Genomic DNA, 18,722 nt, shown 5'->3' on the forward strand with positions numbered 1-18,722 from the left:
CGATCCGCAGTCGTCGGCGATCTCCTTCGACGCTGTCTTGTCGTCAGAGCCGCGAACCAGACCGCGCAGCGCCGATTAGACCCCCAGTCCTGTTGCACCGATAATGATGCAATATGTCAGGTTGCTCAGTAGGGATGCATCGGCCATTCGCGCGACCGGCGGCGACTCGCACTGTCCGAAACAGGGATCGGCGTAGCGAGACTGTGCATGGGCACGAGAGGTCCGAGTTGAGCGACCTGCAGGGGCTGTTGGAACTCCTTTGGCTTCGGGCGGTTCACGGGGACAGGGAACGGGGGGGTTCGCGTAGCAGCGGATTCAGTTCAGATGCTGCTTCACCGGCGACGTCACACTTCCGCCGCTTGCTATGGTCTCGATGACGCACGCCGCCGCTCCGCGGGCCCAGTCGTCGAAGTTGTGGGGACGCAGCACTATTTCGCATTCGCTCGCCGTTCCGAACGCGTGTTCCGCGAAGGTGGCGCGGAGGTGTTTTTCGTAGAGTTCGTACTCGGTGACGTTTTCTCCGGCGATGATGACGGTGCTGGGGCCGACGAGGTTGACGAGGGTTGCGAGCGCCAGTCCGATCATGCCGCCGGCTCGTTCGAAAGCTTTGTGAGCGGAGGCGTCGCCGGCGTGAGCGAGGGCGAAGACGTCGGATGCTTCGAGGGTGGGATCCTTCTTGTCTTTCCGGACACTGTTCACGATGGCGGCGGTGGAAGCGACTGCTTCGACGCATCCGAGTCGGCCGCAGCTGCAGCGCGCATGCGCAGGCCCTAGCGGCAGGTGTCCGATTTCCCCGGCCACACCGTGCGAGCCTTGGACGACTTTCCCGTTGAGGTAGAGGCCGCAGCCGACACCTGTGCCGACGGTGACGACGGCGAATGAGTCTGCGTCGCGCCCGGCGCCGAAGAAGAGCTGGGTGACTGTGAGTGCTCGCACATCGTTCTCGAGGATTACCGGTATGCCCATCTCAGCTTCGAGTTGAGCTGCGAGCGGGACATCTCGCCATCCGAGCAGTGGTGAGTCCCGCACGATCCCTCTCGTGCGATCGACGTCGCCGGAGACCGCTGCTCCGACACCATCGATCGCAGCCTCGGACGAGGTTCGAAGACTGCTGAGAATATCGACCGCAGCTGCGACGACGTCTTCGACGGCGGGACTCGCGTTCGCTCGCTCCGCTCGAGCGAGGACGTTCGCCCCGAGATCGGTAAGCACTCCATATGTGCGGTCCGCGGTGACTTTGATACCAACGATATGGGCCCGATGCGCGGCGATCGCCAGCGGGTTCACGGGCCGGCCAATGGAGGGTGCCGCGCGGTCGATGTCTGTTTCTACGACGAACCCTGCGCTGAGGAGGGGCGTAACCGCCTTTGTCACTGCAGCTTGGGAGAGCCCGGTCGCCCTCGATATGTCGACGCGTCCGAGGGGGCCGTGGGTGAGTATGCGTCGGAACACAGCGAGGGACGCTGGGGACGATACGGGTATCGACGTCATAGGTCAGCCTTTCAGGCCGCTGGAGGCGATGCCGGCGAAGAATTGCCGCTGCAACGCGATGAAGATCAGGACGAGCGGCAGGGATGCGATGAAGCTCCCTGCCATGAGGGTCGGGTAGTCCGTTCCGTATTGCCCTTGCAGGTTGGCGAGTCCGACAGGGAGAGTCATCGTGTCGGGGGAGGTTGTGACGATGAGGGGCCACAGCAGATCGTTCCATGAGTACAGGGCAGTGAGGACCGCTAGCGCGGCGACGGTAGGCCCGACCATGGGGAGCATGACGCGCCAAAACACCTGGAAGGCGTTGGCTCCATCGAGCCGCGCTGCTTCTTCGTAGTCGCTCGGGAGTGCAAGGAACGCTTGACGGAGAAGGAACGTACCGAAGGCGGAGAAAATGCCAGGGATGGCGATCGCGGGAACGGTGTTGAGCAGCCCGAGCGCCTTCATGAGGTCGAACTGCGCGATAAGGAAGAGCTGGCTTGGCGCCATGAGCATGACGAGAAACAGGATGAACAGAGCGTCACGTCCGGGAAAACGAAATCGCGCGAAGCCGTAAGCCGCCAGAGTGCACACCAGAAGCTGACCTGCAACGCGCAACACCATCGCGGCGATCGAAACCCACAGCATGTTGCCGAAAGGCACGCCGGCGAAGAACCGCTCGAACGCGCCAAAGTCGAATGCTGTGGGGAGGAAGACGGGAGGAACCGCGCGCGACTCCTGAATGGTTTTGAAGGCGGTAAGGATCTGCCAGACGAACGGAAACACCATGGCGGCGGCGCAGACGGTGAGGATGGCGTGTATCCGCCATTGGGACCGAGGCCGTCGGCGAGGCGCTTGCCCACTCGGCTTGCGGCTTACCGTGGTGGAGGCGTCACCCTTATCAAGAAGGAGGGTGTCAGCCATAGAACACCGCCCTTCGCTGAATCCGGAATTGCAGAGCGGTAACGATCATGATGATGAGCAATAGCACGATAGCTATCGCAGCGCCGTAGCCGCGGTCGAATCGGACGAATGTTTGCTGGAAGAAGAAGTACACGATGGTCTGTGACGCTGTTTCTGCTTCGGAGCCGCGGGTGAGCATGACGTAGATCAGGTCGAACATCTGCAGCGACGAGATGACCGATAGCACCGAGACAAAGAAGATGCTTGGTGACAACAGCGGCAGTGTGACGGCGAAAAACTGACGGAAAGGTCCCGCCCCATCGAGCGCGGACGCCTCGAGCAGCTCAGGCGGCACCCCTTGAAGACCAGCCCCCAAAATGATGATGCTCGTCCCCAGGCTCATCCAGATACCCACAATGGAGACCGCGAAGATGGCAACCGTGGGGTCGGCGACCCAGCTAGGCCCTTGGACACCGAGAAGTCCGAGTGCCTGGTTCAGGACGCCGAACTCGCCATTGAAGATGTACCGCCAGACCATGCCAACGGCGACCGGGAGCGTCACGATCGGGAGGAAGAAGAGGACGCGGTACACGTTCTTTCCCCGTCGGACGGCATGGATGAGCGTCGCGATCGCGATGCTGATCGGGATCCCGAGGAGCACGATGGCGGTGTAGATGGCGCTGTTCCTCACGGCTGACCAGAACCGCGGGTCGCCGACGAGAGCCGCGTAATTTTCTATGCCGATGAAGGTTTCACCACCGAATGGGCGGGTCTCGGTGAAGCTGAGGTAGACCGTGGTGAGAAGCGGGATGATGTAGAGCGCAAGGAGTCCCACGAGTGCGGGCGCGACGAAGGCGAATCCGGGGAGTGTGGGGCGGATGCGGCGCCGATTGGGACGGGGGGCGGAGCGCCGCATGGCGCTCCGCCCCGTGATGGTGTCGGTCATTCCTCTTCGGCGAGGGCTGCGTCCATGGCTTCGGCGAGTTGGTCTGCCGCTTCCTGGACGGTGGTCGTCCCGTTCCATGCTGGCGGCAGGTACTCGTCCTCGAGCGCGTTCCATGCAGCTGTGTCTGCGGAGACGGGGTACACCACGCCGTAGGGGACTTCGTCGATGAAGGCTTGGAGGTTGAACTCGGGCATCGAGTCGACCCACGCTTGCTGTGTCCCTTCGTAGGCGGGAATGACCGCTCCGGTCTCGGCTTGGATCTGAGCCGCTTCTTCGCCTCCGAGGAAGAGAAGGAACTTCTTCAATTCCTCGGGGTGATCGGTTCCGGCGAATCCGACGTTCTGGATGCCGTTGATGACCGTTGCCCTTTCGGCGCCCTGGGGGAGGACGGTGACGTCGACGTTCGCCCGGAGTTCTTCGTTGTCATAGAAGCGCTGTGCGTAGAACGACCCGCCGTAGTACATCGCTACCGTGCCGTTCTCGAACTGCGCAACCGCTTCGGTATCGGCGAACTCTTCCAGGGTCGGCGAGACACCTGCCGCCTGCAGGTCGGTCCAGAACTGGATACCTTCCTGCGTCTTGGGGTCACTGTAGCCGGACTTGCCGTCCTCGATGATGTAGCCGCCAGCCTGAGCAACGGTGTTGTAGTACCCCTCTTGGCGATTGAACGGCGCCGCGATTCCGTACACACCCGCTTCGGCATTCGTCAGCTGCTCGGCCGCGGTGCGAACGTCCTCCCAGGTCCACTGGTCCGTGGGGTAGGCGACGCCTGCGGCGTCGAAGAGTGCTTTGTTGTACCACAGGCCGATGGTGTCGAAGTCTTTCGGCAGTCCGTAAAGCTCGTCGTTGTAGGTGAAGAGATCGACGAGCGCCTCGGGGTAGACGCCGAGGTCGATGCCGGCGTCCGAGATGGCATCACCGAGGGGAAGGAGCTGATCGTTGGCGGCATAGACCTGGAATCGGTCTCCGAGCATCCAGAAGGCGTCGGGAGCCGTTCCGCCCTGGGCGCTGACCTGAAGCTCGGTCCAGTATTCCGTCCACGGACTTACCTGAAGCTCGACGGAGATGTCGGGGTTCTCTGCCTCGAACGCATCGATGAGCTGCTGCATCGTCTCATCTTGACTCCAGACCCCGTAGGTGAGGGTGACGCCGTCACCGTCTCCCTCCGATCCGCCCGAATCGCTGCTTCCCCCGCTTGCGCAGGCGGTGAGCAGGACGGCGGCGGCGACGGTTGCGGTGCTGGCCGCGATCCATCTGCGCATGTGTTTTTCTCCTCTTGGTCAGCCCGGCTACTCTGCCGGGACGTGGGTGCCGACACGCATCGTCAACCAGTCGACGTGCGCTTCCTCAGCTGAAACTGGTGTGGTCCGCAGGGTGACGACCGCAGCGCCGGTGACGTTGACGTCGATCAGCTGCGCGGGAGTGTTTCCGACAAGTTGGTAGCGACCGCGCACCTCGCCGTCCACGACGACTTCTGCGGTCGCGCGACCTGTTCGGGTCTCGTCATCGATCCCGACAGAACCGGTCATTCGTGTCGCCGTGCCACTGATTGCGAAGGAGACGGCGGATTCCTGCGACACGCCTAACCCATCGAGATAACGCTGACCGTTCACCGTAAGGGGTTCACCGTCGCGGGGGTCGCCGCCGCCGTTGGCTAGGCCTCGTTCCACTGGGCCTACGCGGTTGTGTGCGGAGAGGAAGGGGAGCAGTGACAGGTCCCGCATCTGGTTGTCGAGCGGGGTGAGAATGCGCACGTGCGTCACGACGGGTACGCCCTCGTGTCCCGGCTTCTCCAGGGTGATGACAGCGACGTCGCCGGGTTCCGGCTTCTGCCGCGGCGTCACGACCCACCCTTGGTGAGCCTTCTCGGCTTCCCACCCGGGAGGAACGCGAAGTGAGGTCGCGTCCGTGGGGATCTCGACGCGGTCGGAGGTCAGCACGATCAGCGGTTGGGTCCGATCGGGGGGTGCCAGGCGCGGGCGGGCGGCGGCAGCGGTCTTCTCGGCGCCCGCTGGGGTCACGAGTGCGACAAATCCGCCGCGGGGGGCAAGACGAACTTCGAATCCATCCCGCGCGGACTTCGACGTCGCCTCCGTGAGCCCATCGGCGTCGTCTCCGATGGCCCACACATCCGCCGGTCCTCCCACAAGGTCCGCGGGGTTGAAACGCACCACGACGTCTCGAGTGTTCGCGCTGATGCACCCGACGAACCACCGGTTGCCGCTACGGCGCGCCATCAACGCGAAGCTGTCTGGATGCCCGTCGAGCAGCCGCACCTCGTCCCACGTCGCGGGCAGCTGAGCGAGGAAGGAGGCCGCGAGAGGGCGCGCACGGTACTGATCGGGGTCGTCGGCGAAGTGAGTGATACCGCTTTCGTAGACCACCGCGAGTGCCAGTTCGTGCGCGTCGCTGGTCTCGCGTCCGGGCGCACTGAAGGTGACAGGCGTGTAATCCATCGACCCGACGACGTTTCGGGTGAACGGCTGGATCACGTTATGCGCCGCGGTCAGCGGCTTGTCGTAGAAAACGTAGTACTCAGCGCCGCGGATCGCTTCATAGCTCAACACATGCGGGTGGGTGCGGGCCCATCCTCGCGGGATGACGGAGCCGTGGAAGTTGACCATCAGGCCCACCCGCGCCGTTTCGGCGATGATCGCGTCGTACCAGCGATAGCGGTCCTGAGACTCCGATTCCATGAAGTCGACCTTCACGCCCGCTACGCCCCAGGATCGCCACAGAGCCAGCTTCTCGAGATTTTGTGGGCCGTCGAGGTCGCTCCAGGAACTCCACAGGTGCACCTGGATGCCACGCTCGCTGGCATACGCCACGAGCTCGGGCACCCACGCCGCGTCCCATCCGCAATCCACGAGGACGTGTTCCCAACCCTGCTCAGCGGCGAAATCAGTGAAGCGCTTCTGCACATCGAGGTACGCGCCGGAGTACTGACTCGACCACCACGACCAGGCGGCGCGACCCGGCCGCGGCGCGAAGGTCGCTTCAGATGCGGGAGGAGCGAGCTGGTCAACGAGGGTTGACTTCACCAGATGGGGGAGGGTTCCCGCGATGATCACTCGCCATGGGGTCTGGTGGCCGCCGTCGACGTCAAGGGTGGGGTCGGCCCGTGTGATCGTGAAGCGGTGGCCGTCGAATGAGGCATATGCGCCCGCGGTTCGGCCGTCGATGTTGGACTCGGTGAGGAGGAGGAACTGGTCCCGCTCCACTTCGGCCAGGAGCGGAAATCCGTATGCCCCCGCAGCAAGGTGCTTGAGGTCAGAGCCATAGCGGGGCGTCTCATACCAGGTCTGATAATCGAGGACCCAGACACGGGCGCTCGGAGCGAGTTCGATCGAGGTGGTTTCGTCGCCAAGGACGTGGGCGGTGTCGGGTAGGACGTATCGGAAGGCGAAGCCGTCCTGTGCGATCCGGACTCGGGTTTCCCAGGTCGCATCTCCCGATCGAAGGGCGATCGTGTATTCCCGGTGTTCGACGCGGTGGGAGCCTGTGGCCTTCCCGAAGGGCGCGTTCCACATCTCTTCCACGTCCGTCGTGGCAATGTCGACGACACGGGCGCCGCTCGCGAGATCCTTCCCGTCCACGGTGACGCCGAGTCGAACACTGGCCAGAAGGGCACCGTCGGACTTGAAGTGAAGCCAGGGCCCTGCCTCATTGCTGAGTTCAGCCTGATACGGGCCGAACGTCATCGTGGCGATGGTTGCGGATGGGGTGGAAAGCACGGGGAGACTCCGTTGTCGAGATCTGTCGGGTTGCGCTTGAGGACGAGAGTACGCATGCTTAATTCATGACGTCAAGTATCAAACTTCACGATGAGCAGAAAGTCGACGACGACGTCGACTCGCTTCCTCGCCACCATCGCGGCACTCCCATCCACATTTCGAATGGGGGTGTGAGTGTGGTCTTCGGTTTCGACACGTTCGGGTTGCCCACGGTGATGCATTGGGGGAGGGCTCTGTCGGATAAGGATGTTCCGTCCCTCGTCGCGAGCAGTGATCCGGCCATCATGAACAGCTCTGTCGACATCCCCCGATCCTTCTCTATCGCCGCAGGACGAGCGCACGGCTGGTCTGGCACGCCGGCCATCGAGGCGATGATCGGTGAAGAATCGGTCGTCGAATTCCTTGAACTTCGAGGAGTTGAGCATGACAGGAAGCGCCTAAGGTTCGATTTCGGCAGTGGGACGGGGGAGGTCGATCTTCGCGCTGAGTATCGGCTGGACCCTGCTGGCGTTCTGCACGTACAGACCCGACTGAAGAACAACAGTGCTTTGGAGATTGTTCGCGTGGCGGCTTCTCGAATGCTGATGCCGTTGCCGGACCGCGCGCGCGAGATGCTCGACTTCACCGGCCGATGGACACATGAAAGACATCCGCAACGCTCCGGCATCCGCGACGGCACGTGGCTAAGGGCCTCCCGGCGGGGACGCCCCGGGCACGATTCCCCGTTCCTGACAATCGCGGGGACACAGGGTTTCCGCTTCCGTGCCGGCGAGGTGTGGGCAACGCACCTCGCTTGGAGCGGAAACCAAGAAGTGATTGTGGAACGGCTCCCCGAAGGAGCGGGGGTTCACCGCGTCACGATGGGCGGCGGGGAGCTACTCGACCAAGGTGAAGTGCGCCTCTCCCCAGGACAGTCCTACGACTCCCCACCCGCGCTCTTCGCATGGAGCGATGAAGGCATCGACGGTATGACCGAACGATTCCACCGATCCATCCGCGCTCGGACGCAGCATCCGGTATCACCGCGCCCGCTGCTTCTCAATACATGGGAGGCGGTGTACTTCGATCATGACGTGGACAAGCTCATCGTCCTCGCCGAAACGGCTTCGCAGGTCGGAGTTGAGCGATTCGTACTAGACGACGGATGGTTCCGAGGCCGACGGCAAGACACCGCTGGCCTCGGCGACTGGTACGTGGACGAGGCGATCTGGCCTGCGGGCCTCCGACCGCTCTCACAGAGAGTGCATGAACTTGGCATGGAATTTGGACTTTGGTTCGAGCCGGAGATGGTGAACCTCGACTCCGACCTCGCTCGAGCGCACCCTGATTGGCTCTTGAGCGAAGATCCCCGCCTGGAATCCCGCCATCAGTTCGTGTTGGACTTCTCACGCCCCGACGTCCGTACTTACGTCCTCGACCGCGTCAATGACGTGCTAGATGCAGCAGGGGTCGACTACATCAAGTGGGATCACAATCGAGATCTCCACGCCGCTCTCGGCCAACGCGGCAACCGCGCCGTGCACGCCCACACGCAGGGGGTGTACGAAGTGCTACGGGAGATCAAACGTCGCCATCCCCGCGTTGAGATCGAAACATGCGCAAGCGGTGGCGGTCGCATCGATTTCGGCATCCTGTCATACACCGATCGAGTGTGGGCGTCCGACTCCAACGATCCTGTTGAGCGTCAGCAGATCCAGCGGTGGACGCAGGCGCTGCTTCCACCAGAACTCATCGGAGCGCACATCGGACCGACGCAGGCCCACACGACACGCCGATCCGCTCCCTTCTCGTTCCGCGCGATCACCGCGCTGTTCGGGCATGCGGGATTGGAATGGGACCTCAGCGCGATCACCCCCAAAGAACGCGAGAATGTCGCCGCCTTCGCAGCGCTGTATAAGGAGCTCCGACCGTTGCTACACTCGGGCACCACCGTCCGAGCCGACGAGGTAGACGACGGAGCAATCCTGCACGGCATCGTCGCTGAGGAGCAGCGGGAAGCCGTGTTCGCGTGGGTTAGAGTTTCGACTAGCGCCACCGCCCAGACCACAAGAGTGCCCGTCCCGGGCCTGAATCCTGATCTGACCTATCGCGTAAGGGTACGCGACGAAGTCGGCGACGCGAGCCGTCACGAAGTCGCCGACCCGTCATGGGTCCGAGTGCCAGACGGATTTCTGTGCACAGGAGCGGTCCTCGCTGAGGGCTTGCCGCTGCCTGTCCTCAACCCGGGCCACGGAATGCTCTTCCACATCACCGAAGCCGCCTAAGCGTCATACGATCAGGACAAGCCGATCGGGGAGGGGAGGCGAGTGCCTTCCCTCCCCGACCTGTGAATGACTACTGCCGGACGATGATCCGATCGATGTCGGGGCTGTAGCCGCCCGCGGAGTCAAACGTGATGTTGTTCGCTCCCGCGTTGAGCGGAAGGTGCACCGTCTGCGTGCTGATGTCGTTCCAATCAGCGGTGACAGGGAACGCGACTGTGATCGGCGATCCTCCGTTAACCCGAAGTTGGACAGTGCGAGGCGTGGCAGACGCGTATCGGATGTGCACGGTCGTGGATCCGGCCTGCTGCGCCTGGACTCCCGCGAAGACGAGCATGGAGGCTCCGTACAGGTTGCCGACCTTCTGTCCTGAGCACTCCGCTCCTGGGCAGGAGGCCACTGCAGCGTTTCCCGTTCGGGTATTCGCCGAAGCTTCGGCCTCGTAGGACTTCAACACGATCAGCCGATCGATGTCTGGTGCGTATCCGCTTCCACCAATCGTCACAGTGTTAGCGCCGGCGTTGAGCGAGACAACAACCTCGACATCTCGGACGATGTCCCAGCCGCTCGGGTTACCTGCGTTGCCCTTACCCGACCGGGGAGGACTGACCGATTGTGTTGCGCCACCGTTCACCGAAACTGTGAAGGAGCGGGGGTCTTCAGCAAGGTAACCGACGCGGAGAACGTAGGTCCCGGCCGTCGGCGCCTGCACGCCGTTGAACTGCACCGTTCCGCCATTTCCGACGTTCCCCACCTTCGAACCACCTGAACATCCAGGGCACGCCACAACGTTCGCTCCACCCGCACGCGTGTTGCTCGCAGCTTCCGCTTCCAGGACACGATCGCTGGTGCCGTCGAACCGCAGGGGCGACGAACTGATGTGGACGGCCAAACCCCCGTGGGTGCGAAGAGGAATAGATAGCGTGGACGCGGATGTGACGGTGCGAACCTCGGTGACAATCTCTCGATCGTTCGCCCCGTCCTTGAAAAGGGTGGCGGTGTACGAACCGGAGCCGAGGAACGACAACGGGATATTTGTCGTGCGCGCGTCGTCCGCGACGGAACCGATGAACCAGTCGCTTCCGGCGCGCCGAGCGATCGTCGCGTAATCGTCCGGGAAGCCCTCGACAAGGCGCGAATCGTCCCACACAGTTGGCACGGCACTCAGGAAGTGCCGCCCAACCCATGTTTCGTAGGCCGCGGCGGAATCAGCGAAGTGCTGCATCGCAGAGCTGAACACCACGCTCTGAGCGAGTTGGTGCGCATGTGTCGTCAGCAGGTTGGAGTTCGAGAAGATGACCGGGGTCATATCCATTCCTCCCACGGGATTGCGTGTGAAGGGGTAGGTCGCCGAGTCGACCGCGGTTGGCGGGCGCCCGTACTTGTACTGCTCACTCCCAAGGACCGCTTCGGAAGTGATGAGGTTCGGATACGTCCTGTTCTCTCCAGACGGCTTCGTGCTGCCATGGAAGTTGATCAGGACCTTCGCCTTCATCCCCGCCTTAGCAATGCGGTCATAGAGCGCCATTGTGTCCAGTCGGTCGGACTGCATGAAGTCGATCTTCACTCCGGCGACACCTCTGTCGGCGATCGACTGCATCGCCGTGTCCAGCTGGGCCTGTGAGTAGTACGAACCATCGGGGTTCACGTAGTCGCCCTTGTTCTTCCAAATGAACAGTCCGATACCGCGCTTCTTGCCGTACGCGGCCAACTGCTCGATGGAGCCATCGGTGTCGTTATAGCAACAGTCGACTGTGACGTACTGCATGTTCAGTTGCTCGGCGACGTCGATGTATTCTTTCTGCGACCTCACCATGTCGTCGCCTTCCGAAGCTTTCTCCTCATTCGACCACCACGACCACAGCGCCTTTCCGGGTCGGATCCACGACGTATCGGTCCCCACAGCGGGGTCAGGATTCAGGTCGGTGATAAGTGATGTGTTCACGATGGCGTCGAGGGACGAACTCACTGCAACCGCGCGCCATGGAGTCGTGAACGACCCAGCCGTGGGCACCTGAGTGCCCGCCGTAGACGTGTCGAACACGTTGTTGTCCGGACCGGGAAGCTGAACCCGAAGGGTGCGATTGCCGTTGCCTTGCGCATCTAAGCGAGCTGCAGGGTACGTCGGATTGACGTAGACCGCCGCCTCCGAGATGAGGGCCCACTTGGCGTTATTAGACAAGCTCGCGAGCATCGGCATAGAGAAGTGGCGAGTGCCCATAGATGTTGCCGACACGTATGGGTATTTATCCTCGTAGTCCCTTGCCGATCGGTAATCACTTGCCCATAGCCCAGTGCCAGAAGGAAGCGTGACCGTAGTCGCTTCGCGAGTGATCGTGGTGTTCCCAACGCCGGACACTTCGTATCGGAACGCAACCCCGTCGTTCTTGGCCCGAATAGTCACGTCAAGCTGAGCACCACCGCGCGTGTACCGGAGCTGCATCTGCTTTGCCGACGACGAGACGGAACCGTCGAACTGCTCAACGAGCGAGTAATTCTGAGTCACGGTGCTGTCAGACCTCGACACGAACGACAGTCCCGTTGAAAGGTCAACAGACCCCGTCACCACCCCGAGCTTCGACGCATCGATGACCGCAACGCCATTCTGAGTAACGGAGTAGGTCAAGGTTCCATCGTCTTCGTTGCGTACTTCGAAGGACGTCTGACCGTCTGGAGATGTAAGTGTATGGACAGTCAAAGCAGAAGCCGGAGCCGCTTGGCTTACGGCCGACACCGATAGGACAAGGGAAGCCACCGCAACCCACGCCAGCCTTTTCCGAGTGATCACTATTACCCCTTTCACGCCGCTCCGTCGCGGCACCCCGTTATCTTTACGACAGAAAGTTATCTTCGTCAAGAAACTTTTGGGGCGAGGTGGCCCATGCACATCACTCGTACTTGACTCTCTCTCCCAGATGCAGACTGGCTGGACGCACTTTCGCGCTACCTGCGCAAGCGCTACGGCCACAAGCAATGGCCCATCCAAACCGCAGCGGCTACCGGTTTGAGCCTGCCATCGATGACCACCACGCCCATCGCGAATCACAACCTCATCGCAACCGGAAGCAGTGAGAACACCTTGGTGCTGGACAGCATCCGAAGGCGAATTCAGGGACACCGATGAGGACCGCGACACGCTGCCTGCGGGGAGCTGGGCTGCTGCTGGCCGTCGCGGTGCTCGGCGGCTGTCAAGGAGGAAACGTGAGCAGTGACCTGACCGTGGAGCAGGCGAAAGCCGACACGCAGCGGTTCGAGCTCGAGGTCGCGGAGCTGGTGCCCGCGGAGATCACCGACCGCGTCGAACAGCTCGAAACCGGCACCCTACTCCGGTGTGGTCCCGACCAAGAGTACGGGTGGACCGGCAATACCGCCGTCTACCTCAGCGCCCCGCCGGCGGACGACGCAGAGCTCCTGCAGAGCATTGCGGATAGTCTCGACGAGGCAGAGATCGACACCGAATCCGGTGCCCCAAGACTCATCGCGCGAGGCCCAGAAGGTCAGAACGTCATCGTCGGCGTGTGGGAAGACGGCGCGTACGTGAATATCGCCTCATCCAGCGCGTGCTTCATCCTTCCGGAGGACGCTGACCCACTCGGCGACTACTGAGTAGTCCCGCGGCGGCCGCCGAGCAGGTCTGGTCAGAACTCCACCAGCCACTGCAAGTTGACCTGCATGGGGTCGGGAACGATGGCTTCGTGGTTGCGCAGTCAGGGCACCAACTCGGGAAGAGCGTTGATGGAGTCGTACTTCTTCCCGTTCGCGTCCGCGGTCGGGCGTGTGAAGCGGGTGAAGCCGTCGTTGCGGTTGGGGCGGTACTTGTAGCCCATCGCGGTGAGGGTGAGGAACATGATCGCAGAGGGGGTTCGCCCGCCGCCCCAGAACCCGGTACTGGGGTTGGAGACGGAGGCGGTAGGACTTGTTGCTGTTCACGTCGGATTCGACGTAGACGAGAAGGGCTTCCTGAGTCACTGTCTGCATGCCTCTTCTCTGCGCAGCGGCGCCTCGAAACCGGGTCACGGACCGGGCGGGTCCGGTGCTCTTGGGAGAATGAAGCGGACATGACCAGCACCTCTGCCGCCTACGCCCAAGCCATCGCCGCCGAGCTTCGCGCCGAGCGCGCCCGGCAGATGTTGACGTTCAACGAACTCGTCGAGCGGACTGGCATATCGAAGTCGGCAGTCCTGAACTACCTCAACGGCAAGCGGGACATCCCCCTGAGGGCCCTCGCGAGCATCTGCCTCGTGCTGGGTGTGCAGCCCTCCGTCATCGCCGAGCGGGCGGAGAACACGTTGCGCTAGCCGCCGCGCATGGTGAGATCACCGAAAGAACGACTCACCATGACCGATGCCACTGCTCTTGCCGCTGCACTCGGGCGCGCGCTCGCGCTGTTCAGCGTTCACGCGACGGTCACGGTCGCTGAGGACCACGTCCTGGTACCCAACCGCACTGCCGAGGCGATCCTCAGCGACATTGCGCGAGTGGACGGCGCCGGCAGCGCCCACCGAGTGCGTTCCCTTCTCCACTCCCGGCGAGGAGAGGACGTGCAGCTCACGGTCCCCGACGCCGCGCACCTTGTTCTCGCGCTGGAGGACGGGCATCGGCAGAAGCGCCGCAACGAACAGATCGACCGCGGCCAGATTCCCGGACCCATGAGCAGTGCAGAGGTGATGCGGCTCGCTCGCCGTCACCCTGGCCTGTTTCGCCGCTGAGCCGGGCGCGTCGATAGACACTGGATCTGCTTGCCGGACGATGTCGGCCGGATCCTGCATGATTCATCGGGGGCGAAGCGCGGCTACTCGGCTGCAGTCCCGCGACTGGGGGAACGATGGGTTGGCTTGACTGGATACTCGGCCGCGGCAAGACCGCGCAGGAGCCGCGGATGCGGCCGCAACCGACTGCGAACGGGCGTTCCCTTCCTCCGCACTTCGCAATCATCGACGTCGAGACGACGGGCTTATCCCCGAAGGCGGACCGGATCGTCGAGCTCGCGGTTGTCCGCATTAACCAGTCCGGCATGGTCATTGACGAGTGGGCAACGCGGTTCAACCCCGAAGGCCCGGTCGGCGCCACCCACATCCACGGGATCTCCGACGCCGATGTCGCCGGCGCGCCACTGTTCCGCGACCTCGCGCCAACGCTGGTCCCGCGTATCGCTGGGCTGCCCATCGCTGCGCACAACGCTCGGTTCGACTTGGCGTTCCTGCGCGCCGAGTTCCGCCGCGCCGGATGGGATGTCCCGTGGCTGCCCGCATACTGCACGTTGGAGGGCAGTCACCACTACCTGCCGCACCTGGACCGGCGCCGTCTCATCGACTGCTGCTGGAGCGCAGGTGTCCCGTTGGATAACGCCCACTCGGCGCTCGGGGATGCACGCGCGACCGCGGCACTACTCGGCCACTACCTTCAGCGCCCGACCGCACCTCACCCCTTGCTCGCGTCCGTCCGGCACGAGGCACGAGCAGTTGCCTGGCCCCCCGGCCCGAGCCGCGCCTCGCTGTCAACGTCGACGGACCCGGCACCGCGCACACGTGCTGCGCGCTACACCGCGCCGGCGCCGAAGCAACCCGCTCTTCTCGCTCAGCTGACCAAGCTGAGTCTCGTCGAAGTCCTGGAAGAAGGTGCCCCGCTCGGTGCCGTCACCTACATCGAGACGCTGCTCGATGTCCTCGAGGACGGCATCATCACCGAAGCCGAAGCCGGATCCTTGCAGGACCTCGTCGAGGTATACGAACTGTCTCCCGAGGACGTTGAGCTTGCTCACCACGCGTTCGTGCTCGCGCTTGCGCACCGCGCTCTCGACGACGGGCACGTGTCCCGTGACGAGCGAGCGCAGCTGCAAGCGGTCGCCTCGACCCTCTCGCTCTCCGAGAAGCTCGTCCGGAGCCTGATTGCTGAGGCGGACGCCGCCCGCGCCGCGCGGCTGGGGGCGGGACTCGGTTCCCTTCCCGCCGACTGGGCACTCGGGGAGCCGCTGCGCGTCGGCGACAAAGTGGTGTTCACCGGTTGCGACGAACGCGAGCGAGAGCGCCTGGAAAACCGCGCTCGCGAGCTCGGCGTCCGCATCACCGGAAACGTCTCCGGACTCACCGCGATGCTCGTCACCGACGATTCGTTCGACGGCACCAAGTCAGAGCGCGCCCGCGAGCTGGGAACCCGCCGCGTGACTCCGACCGAGTTCGCTCTCCTCCTCAGGTACCTCCAGCCCGCATTGCCCTCGGTGAACCCCGCCACCCCGCAGGTACCCACCACAGTCACCGCGCAGGACGCCGCACCCACCGTCGCCTCGACGACCGCATCGCCGACGGAGATCAGGGCGTGGGGTGCCGCGAACGGTCACGCCGTCGGCGTCCGCGGCCGCCTGTCCGCAGAGCTTGTGCGCGCCTACGAGCTCGCCCACGCCGCCCAGTCCTAAACTGAGCCGCGCACACAGCCTATTGCTCGATATAGCGGCCACGCCGTCGAGAAGTGCGCGCGAAGTGAGTCAAGACCGATGCTTGAGAGCGTCGCCCTGGCTCTACGTCGCGGCAGCCGGCGACACGGAAGGGCCGAGGAGAGCGTTTCGTCCCGTGAGAGTGTTGGTGGTTAGCGCCTGGCGTACAGCAGTCTCGCTCTTCCACCCCTCGTCTTGAGCGATAGCAGTTGCAAACGAGTGAACTCTGGCCTTGATGCTGTCGATGCTGGCCGGCGTGAGCACCCGTGTCCCAGGTGGCGGCGTCCCGTTGCGTAGGTGGGTCGCTTCGGGATGAACAAGCACTGGCACGGACGCTGCCGTCGCTGGATACGCGGCGCGATGCCAACTGACGTGTCCGGAAAGCTGGTCAAGTTCGTCCTTCGTGATGCGCTTGTCCGCCCTGGTGATGCCGGTCTTCAGCTCAATAATGAATTGCAGGTCTTCGGTGATGATCCAAAGCACGTCCGGGCCCGTGCTGTAGATCTTGTCGGGCCGCTCGGACGCGAACCCGAGGTGAAGGCCGAGGTGCTCGAAGGCCTCCTCGGTTTCAGGGACTCGGCTCTCGTCGAAAACCATCTCCTCGAGGATCGCCTGAAAACCGAGCTCGAGCTCGACACCCGATTCGTAGCGTCGGGTGAGAAACCCGGTTGCTTGCCGCGCCTGCTCGCCGGTGGGCCGAAGCACACGCACCGGTGTGGCGGTCAGCGGCTGAAGCACGGAATTGTTCGCCAGGCGTGCGTCCCGAAGAATCGCCTGCGCCCGGTCCGAGTTAAACAGGTGAGCATAGTGCGCGGCGTCCTCTTTGAACCAGGCCGCCTCGTAGGCGTTCATTCCGCGCGTGCCGTCGAGCAGCGTCTGGGATGCGTCGGGATATTGCCCGGCACGGGCGAGGTCGAAGGCCCGTCGCTGTGCTCGGGAGAGGGCGGAGACGGTGCCGTGGGAGTCGTACTCGACGCCGGCGACCCGGTCGCGGCTTGCCGTCACCCACCCCTGGTCGCGGTTGAGGAAGATTGTGAGAGCTTGGCGCACAGCGTTCAGACCTGCGCCTTCAATCTGTGAGGCAAGGTCACTGCTGAGCTCAATTTGGGCACGAGTCGCCGGCGAGTAAAGGCTGAGGTATTGCCGGTTTTTCAGTGTCATCGCGAGGTCGCTGCCCATGAGCAGCACCGCCGAGTAGTCCTCGACGTCGCGAATGCCGCGCCCCATGCCCTGCTCAATCTTCTGCACCTGGCGGGCCGCGAACGTGTCGGTGCCAGCCAGAGCGCCAGCCTCCCTAATCTCGCTCGGGCTGAGCGGGAACGGCACACCGTCGAGAATCAGAAGCCGACAGGCGGGGCCGGGCAGGTCCACGCCGTCGTACTTATTCACGAGTACGACCACCCCGATGTGCTCACCGTTCTTGAGTCGCTCGACCACGGGCTTCATGTCGTTCACGTGGCACGTCACGTTCGCGTACCGGGCCCAGGCAGCCGCGCGTGCATCCGAAGGAACGAGGACGATGACGTTGATGGGCGCGCTGTTTGCAGCACCATCGCCGTTCCAGTCGCCGACCGAAAATTGCTGAGCGAGCTGGCGGACCGCGTCCGGGTCCAGCGAAGGATTCAGTGACAACGGGGCGAGGATGAGTCGGTCGCCGAGGTCGGAGGCGCGCTCAGGGGTGACAGGAATTGTGACGTTGTCGGGGGACGCGCCCAATTCGGTGACGAGGATGCCGTCGTCGGCGAGCGTGGCGGTGAGGTAGACGCGGCGGCGTGCCTGAGCGAAGGCGGGGATGAGGTCAACGGGAGGGCAGATCGGCCTGATCTCAAAGCCAGAGAGGTCCACGGTCGCCACGCACAATTCCAGGACCTGCTCGATGATCGGCCACGGGTAGAACAGCCAATTCTCGTCCTCATCCTCAGCGGATGGGCGGAGGATGTCCCGCACGGCGTCGACCTTGGACGCCCACGTCCAAAAGGGGACGCGAATCGGGGCGGTCGCCTCGCCGGCATTGAGCTTGTGGAAACGCGTCGCACTCTGCAGCCGCAGCGACTCTGAAAAGAGTTCCCCCAATCGGCGGTATGCCTCATGTCCGCGCGGAACCAGCACCTTGAACTGTTTCGTCGCGCGGGCCAGCGCGGCGTGGGCATCATCGACGACGATGGTGCCGGCGTGCTGAATCGGGCGGCCGCTGCCGGAGATTCCGAAAGTGCTGCGTCCGTTGATCAGCTTCTCGAAGGTGGTCACCAGGATCGCCTCGCCTGCCCGGTAGCTTGGATCGGAGGGCTTGGTGACGACCGGTATACCCAGCAGTTCTGCCTCTGCGACTACCTGCTTTGCCAGATATGTATCGGGGGTAAGGTACATCGCTGGCGACACGCCCTCGTTCAGGCTGGACTGTGCGATAAGCAAGCCCACCGCCGTTTTGCCGCCCCCGGTGTTCTGTTTGATGACTGTGTCCTGCCGGGTGCGCGTCTCGAACCAAGACTTGAGGACCTCGCTCTGCTCCGGACGGAGTCGGGACCACGGCTTACTCGGCAACGCGTCGAAGATGTCGCGTGGGAAGAGCTTCACGGTGCGTCGGCCACCGCCTAAGCGTGACAGATCAATTGACATCGCCAAGTCCTCGCTTCTGCTTCATCTAGACGCCCGACGGAGCAGACATCGCCAGTTGGTCAAGCGGACGCCGCATCTTGACATCGCGCGCTTTGAAGGATTGGCCTCCTTCGGTCGCCACCTTACCGATGGCTCATCGCAGACTAGGCCGTGTTGATCAAGAGGATGACGCGTTGCTGGGCCACTGGGCCCATGGCCCGGAGACGTTCCGCAGGATTGCTTCCGCGGCCTTGAGGCGCTCGGGCGCAATGCCTTGCTCGCGGGATCCCCCGAGTTCGCGCCATCGGGAAACGTGAACGCATACCCGACCCAGGGCTCGAGGTCTCGTCGTTCGATGGTCGACACGCCGCCCGATTGGACCACCT

At 63.4% G+C, this 18,722-nt stretch carries 13 protein-coding genes; 4 read left to right on the plus strand and 9 right to left on the minus strand.

The genetic code is table 11. The features are described from left to right. Positions 1-315: 315 nt before the first annotated feature. From HDC37_RS04130 to HDC37_RS04150, 5 genes are read right to left on the minus strand one after another with little or no spacing between them, the layout of a single operon-like run. Positions 316-1,491 carry an ROK family transcriptional regulator gene (locus HDC37_RS04130; RefSeq protein ID WP_179559159.1) on the minus strand — a complete coding sequence of 392 codons (1,176 nt, stop codon included), beginning with the start codon at positions 1,489-1,491 and terminating at the stop codon, positions 316-318. A gap of 3 nt (positions 1,492-1,494) precedes the next feature. Then, entirely contained in the window at positions 1,495-2,391 is an 897-nt protein-coding gene (locus tag HDC37_RS04135) for a carbohydrate ABC transporter permease (protein ID WP_179559160.1), read from the minus strand. Next, positions 2,384-3,316 carry a carbohydrate ABC transporter permease gene (locus tag HDC37_RS04140; RefSeq protein WP_179559161.1) on the minus strand — a complete coding sequence of 311 codons (933 nt, stop codon included), beginning with the start codon at positions 3,314-3,316 and terminating at the stop codon, positions 2,384-2,386. Before HDC37_RS04140 ends, HDC37_RS04135 begins: the two co-directional genes overlap by 8 nt. Next, complete coding sequence (locus HDC37_RS04145) at positions 3,313-4,578, minus strand: sugar ABC transporter substrate-binding protein (protein WP_179559162.1); 1,266 nt, start codon at positions 4,576-4,578, stop codon at positions 3,313-3,315. Before HDC37_RS04145 ends, HDC37_RS04140 begins: the two co-directional genes overlap by 4 nt. Before the next feature lie 27 nt (positions 4,579-4,605). Next, a complete protein-coding gene (locus HDC37_RS04150) occupies positions 4,606-7,017 on the minus strand; it encodes a glycoside hydrolase family 97 catalytic domain-containing protein (protein WP_218869367.1) in 2,412 nt (803 codons plus the stop codon). A 98-nt stretch (positions 7,018-7,115) separates the two neighbouring features. Here HDC37_RS04150 and HDC37_RS04155 point away from each other — a divergent pair, with 98 nt between their 5' ends. After that, positions 7,116-9,314, plus strand: coding sequence for an alpha-galactosidase (locus HDC37_RS04155; RefSeq protein ID WP_179559164.1), 2,199 nt, complete (start codon positions 7,116-7,118; stop codon positions 9,312-9,314). A gap of 70 nt (positions 9,315-9,384) precedes the next feature. Here HDC37_RS04155 and HDC37_RS04160 read toward each other — a convergent pair whose 3' ends face one another. Further along, the gene (locus HDC37_RS04160; RefSeq protein ID WP_308472083.1) at positions 9,385-12,447 is read right to left on the minus strand and encodes a glycoside hydrolase family 97 catalytic domain-containing protein; all 3,063 of its coding nucleotides are present in this window, start codon (positions 12,445-12,447) and stop codon (positions 9,385-9,387) included. 65 nt (positions 12,448-12,512) lie between these two features. Here HDC37_RS04160 and HDC37_RS04165 point away from each other — a divergent pair, with 65 nt between their 5' ends. Beyond that, positions 12,513-12,917 (plus strand): hypothetical protein, encoded by a 405-nt coding sequence (locus HDC37_RS04165; RefSeq protein ID WP_179559166.1) that lies wholly within the window; start codon positions 12,513-12,515, stop codon positions 12,915-12,917. A gap of 101 nt (positions 12,918-13,018) precedes the next feature. On the opposite strand, the gene HDC37_RS04170 is transcribed toward HDC37_RS04165, so the two are convergent. Beyond that, positions 13,019-13,159, minus strand: coding sequence for a hypothetical protein (locus HDC37_RS04170; protein ID WP_179559167.1), 141 nt, complete (start codon positions 13,157-13,159; stop codon positions 13,019-13,021). A gap of 210 nt (positions 13,160-13,369) precedes the next feature. Between HDC37_RS04170 and HDC37_RS04175 the strand changes: the two genes are divergently transcribed. After that, positions 13,370-13,609 (plus strand): helix-turn-helix transcriptional regulator, encoded by a 240-nt coding sequence (locus tag HDC37_RS04175; protein ID WP_179559168.1) that lies wholly within the window; start codon positions 13,370-13,372, stop codon positions 13,607-13,609. Between the two features lie 18 nt (positions 13,610-13,627). Here the strand turns inward: HDC37_RS04175 and HDC37_RS16905 are convergent, their stop codons facing one another. Further along, entirely contained in the window at positions 13,628-14,080 is a 453-nt protein-coding gene (locus HDC37_RS16905; RefSeq protein ID WP_218869368.1) for a hypothetical protein, read from the minus strand. Positions 14,081-14,190: 110 nt separating this feature from the next. Here HDC37_RS16905 and HDC37_RS04185 point away from each other — a divergent pair, with 110 nt between their 5' ends. Then, positions 14,191-15,723 (plus strand): exonuclease domain-containing protein, encoded by a 1,533-nt coding sequence (locus HDC37_RS04185; protein ID WP_257021328.1) that lies wholly within the window; start codon positions 14,191-14,193, stop codon positions 15,721-15,723. Between the two features lie 102 nt (positions 15,724-15,825). Here the strand turns inward: HDC37_RS04185 and HDC37_RS04190 are convergent, their stop codons facing one another. Further along, positions 15,826-18,357, minus strand: a complete 2,532-nt coding sequence (locus tag HDC37_RS04190) for a DEAD/DEAH box helicase (RefSeq protein WP_179559171.1) — start codon at positions 18,355-18,357, stop codon at positions 15,826-15,828. Positions 18,358-18,722: the final 365 nt, after the last annotated feature.

The sequence above is a fragment of the Microbacterium sp. AK009 genome (assembly GCF_013410955.1).
GTDB lineage: Bacteria > Actinomycetota > Actinomycetes > Actinomycetales > Microbacteriaceae > Microbacterium.